This window comes from Nocardia sp. NPDC004604, assembly GCF_040609795.1.
GTDB lineage: Bacteria > Actinomycetota > Actinomycetes > Mycobacteriales > Mycobacteriaceae > Nocardia.
In genome coordinates, this window is record NZ_JBEXLC010000295.1 from 1 (window position 1) to 3,642 (window position 3,642).

Below are 3,642 nucleotides of genomic sequence, written 5' to 3' on the forward strand. Positions count from 1 at the left end.
CACCCACCACCCCGTGGCCTGCGACATCAACTGAAACTGGATCGAAAACAACCCGGACTCAAAGACCGGGTGGTCCCGTCATCGGGGACCGGTCATGAACGGCGCTTTCACATCCTGATTGCCGAGCAAGCTTTGTATACGACGGTCGGCAACGATGCCGTAATGATCGGGCAGCTAGACCGACTTATGGCCGTGATCGGCCTTTCCCGGGTTCAGCTTGGAATCATTCCGGCGCAAGCTGGCCCGCCGATGCAAACGACGAACTTTGTAATGTTCGATTCGCGTATGGTCACGGTCGAAGGCATCACAGCGGAGCTTACGATTACGCAACCGCGAGAGGTTGCGATCTACAGCCGAGCGTTCGATACACTGGCCGGTGGGTCCGTGACCGGCGAGGCTGCACGGAAGTTGATCGGGGCGGCACTCGACAAACGACGCGGACGGCGCCCTTAGGCGCGGTATCGCCGGTCCAGGGCTGCCCTGACCATGTCGCGGGCTGACTCCCTGTCACCGCTTGTTCGGCAAGAGTATCGAACGCGCGACCATGGACTGCTAGCGGACCTCGGACCCGACCGGGTGCCGAAAAGTCGAGTGACTCACCCGGAAACGAATGCCGCTGCGGCCGGATATTTGGCCAGGGCTTCGCCCGCGGCGATCTCCTCGGCGTCGGCGAGTAGTTCATAGATCGTCGCGTTGACCCCGGTGGCGTGGGTTGCGGTGGCGCGCGCCAGGATCGCGTCGCGGGAATCGACGGCGTCACGGTGGTCGCCGAGTACGGTTTGCAGGCGTTTTGCCTCGGTGCCGAGATCCTTTGCGGCACTACCGAGTACGTCGACGGCGCCTTCGCAGCAGTAGCGGAGGCGTTTGGCGCTCTTGCGGATATCGTGCAGCAGTTCGATGCGTTCGTCGGCCGGGACGGTGGGTTCGGCGTAGACCAGCCGCCGTAGGCGCTTGCGGTCCTTGCGCAGGATGCGTTCGAAGACCTCGGCGGCCGGGATCTCGGCCCGGTGTGGGTCGAGGGGCGGATGTGTGCGCCAGGTCGAAAGTTCGTCGCGCAGTGTGTGGTATCGCTTGTCGTCGAGGGCGGTGAGGATTTCGGCGTGCGCGCTGGCGTATCGGGCCTTCTCGGCGTCGACCAGCTCGGTTCGGACGTATTCGGTGGTGCCGGGGACGTATCCGTCTCCGGCGGATCGCGCTACGGTCACGCCCGCCGCGGCCTCGGCCGCCCTGGACTCCGTTGCCAGCCGGGCGAATTCATCCTGCGGCGCATGCGCGGCCAGCAGTGCCGCGAACCGATCCGCGCGCACCTCGGCGTCCCTGGCGACGCCGAGCAGACCCGCCAGCCACTTCAGCTCCTCCTGCATGGTGGCGATCGGCGCGGATTCGAAAAGGCTGCGATATGAGCGCAGTACGCTGCGCAGCCTGCGCGTCGCGACCCGCATCTGGTGTACCGAATCCCAGGCGTCGGCACGGACTTTCGGTTCGGCGGCCAGCAGCCGGTCGACATCGTCGCGTAGCGCCGCGATGATGGCGTCTCCGGCTGTGACCCGCATATCTCAGCTCACTTTCGCGAATCCGTCGGTCGCCTCGACGAGGTGGTGGGTGATGCCGGGTTCGGCGGCGGCATGTCCGGCGTCGTCGACGATGTGCAGTACCGAACCGGGCCAGGCGCGGTGCAATTCCCAGGCACTGGTGGCCGGGCACACGACGTCGTGGCGGCCCTGCACGATGACGGCCGGGATGTGTGCAATGGTACCGATATCGCGCAGCAGCTGCCCCTCGTCGAGGAATCCGCCGTTGACGAAGTAGTGGTTCTCGATCCTGGCGAAGGCCAGTGCGAACCGCGGTTCGGCGCTGTCCTGCACCCGATCCGGTTGCGGCAGTAGCGAACTCGTCGCGCCCTCCCAGGTGGACCAGGCGACCGCGGCCGCGAGCGCAACCTGCTCATCGGGGGAGTGCAGCAATCGGTGATACACCTGCACCAGATCGCCGTCGCGCTCGTCCTCGGGCACCGGGGCCAGGAACTTCTCCCACTCGTCCGGGTAGATGTTGCCCGCCGCGCCGTTGTAGTACCAGTCGATTTCCTTGCGCCGCAACAGAAAGATCCCGCGCAACACCAGCTCGGTGACCCGCTGTGGATACCGCTGCGCGTAGGCGAGCGCGAGGGTGGAACCCCAGGAGCCGCCGAATACCTGCCAGCGGTCGATGCCGAGGTGGGTGCGCAGCGCCTCGATATCGGCGACCAGATGTGCGGTGGTGTTGGTCTCCAGACTCGCCCCGTCGGCGATGTGCGGGGTCGACCGGCCGCAGCCGCGCTGATCGAGCAGCACGATCCGGTAGGCCGCCGGATCGAAGAACTGCCGGTGGAACGGTTCGGTGCCGCCGCCGGGCCCGCCGTGCAGGAATACCACCGGTTTGCCGTCCGGATTCCCGCTGACCTCCCAGTACACGGATTGGCCCGCGCCGACGTCGAGCATGCCGGTGTCGTAGGGCTCGATCGGAGGGTAGAAAGTACGCATCAGAAGGCGAGTCCCGAAGCGAGATCGTTCAGTTCCAGCGCCTCCAGCGCCTGCTGGCGCACATCGGCGCAGCTCTTGGTGGTGATCCGGTCGATCATCGCCTTATCGGCGAGCACATGGCCGTTGATGCCACCATTGCGCAGCGCCCATTCGTGCACCAGCGCGTTGTATCCGATCCGGCCGAGCGTCGGCCCCTGCACCCGCCAGTTCGACAGCTCGGGACGGATCATGTCGCACAGCTGGGTGGCCGAGGCATCGGAGATCTCCAAGGTCGTCGGGGCCGCGCCGGTGGTCTTGCCCGGCGCGGCGCTGGCCGTCACCGATCCGGTGGTCGAGCTCGAGCTGCCGGTCGGCGTCGGGTTCGAGCCGCTTCCGCAGGCGGTGAGTGCCGCGGCGGCGAAAACACCCGCCACCACCAACGTGCTGCGTGAAATCCAACCGGGATGGGCCATCAGTACCTCTGCTCGTGTCGATATTGTCGGCTTCGCTTCGAGTCTGCCATTATTTGCCGTTGCGTGAGTCTCAGCGATTTGTTTCGCGGGGGCTCTTCCTGCGTCATCGACCCTTGCCCGCTCCGGGGAGCGTGGTCTTACGAGGTCGGTCGCGGTGGTCAGCGAAACCCTGTCCGCAGATCGTCCAACAGTCCCTGGAGGAAGCGGGCGAAGCGGGGTGACGAGGCGTCGATGGCGCGCCACGGATGCAGGGCGACCAGCGGGGCCAACCGGTCGGCGAGTGCGATCTCGGTGTCGGAGACGGCGCCTGTTCGCCGCCACCGGTCGAGGTATTCGGTGCGGTGCGGGCCGCGCAGCACCCGCCAGGACAGGAAGGGGTGGGTGAGCACCGCGTCGCCCCAGTCGAACAGCATGCCGGTGGCCGCGGCCGAACCGGTGAAGACATTGCCGGGGTGCAGATCGTTGTGTTCGATACTCAGCCTGCCGAATTCGGCGAGCGCCGTCGCGGCTTCGGTGATCGCGGCGCCGAGGCCGGGGATGCGCGGCTCGAAGTGGCGGTAGACCGTGATCAGTTGGGGCGGTGGCAGATACGGTGTGCCGGTGGCGCGCAGATCATCGATATGGTCGGCCATCGCCAGCTGGAGATCGGCGTAGGAGCGGACCAGTTCGGT

6 protein-coding genes are annotated in these 3,642 nt (G+C 66.4%); 2 read left to right on the top strand and 4 right to left on the bottom strand.

Going from position 1 to position 3,642, the window contains the following annotated elements:
- Positions 1–453: Scr1 family TA system antitoxin-like transcriptional regulator (locus ABZW16_RS43410; RefSeq protein ID WP_354962000.1), on the top strand; the 453-nt coding region annotated here is incomplete at its 5' end.
- A gap of 143 nt (positions 454–596) precedes the next feature.
- Here ABZW16_RS43410 and ABZW16_RS43415 read toward each other — a convergent pair.
- From ABZW16_RS43415 to ABZW16_RS43425, 3 genes are read right to left on the bottom strand one after another with little or no spacing between them, the layout of a single operon-like run.
- The gene (locus tag ABZW16_RS43415) at positions 597–1,553 is read right to left on the bottom strand and encodes a CHAD domain-containing protein (RefSeq protein ID WP_354962001.1); all 957 of its coding nucleotides are present in this window, start codon (positions 1,551–1,553) and stop codon (positions 597–599) included.
- A gap of 3 nt (positions 1,554–1,556) precedes the next feature.
- Positions 1,557–2,519: a prolyl aminopeptidase gene (pip, locus tag ABZW16_RS43420; protein ID WP_354962002.1), complete on the bottom strand. Its 963-nt coding sequence runs from the start codon at positions 2,517–2,519 to the stop codon at positions 1,557–1,559.
- Entirely contained in the window at positions 2,519–2,749 is a 231-nt protein-coding gene (locus tag ABZW16_RS43425; RefSeq protein ID WP_354962003.1) for a hypothetical protein, read from the bottom strand. Before ABZW16_RS43425 ends, pip begins: the two co-directional genes overlap by 1 nt.
- On the opposite strand from ABZW16_RS43425, the gene ABZW16_RS43430 reads away from it, so the two are divergent.
- Entirely contained in the window at positions 2,748–3,038 is a 291-nt protein-coding gene (locus ABZW16_RS43430; protein ID WP_354962004.1) for a hypothetical protein, read from the top strand. The two genes, ABZW16_RS43425 and ABZW16_RS43430, sit on opposite strands and share 2 nt — an antisense overlap.
- Positions 3,039–3,129: 91 nt before the next feature.
- Here the strand turns inward: ABZW16_RS43430 and ABZW16_RS43435 are convergent.
- The coding region (locus ABZW16_RS43435; protein ID WP_354962005.1) for a phosphotransferase at positions 3,130–3,642 on the bottom strand (513 nt) is incomplete at its 5' end.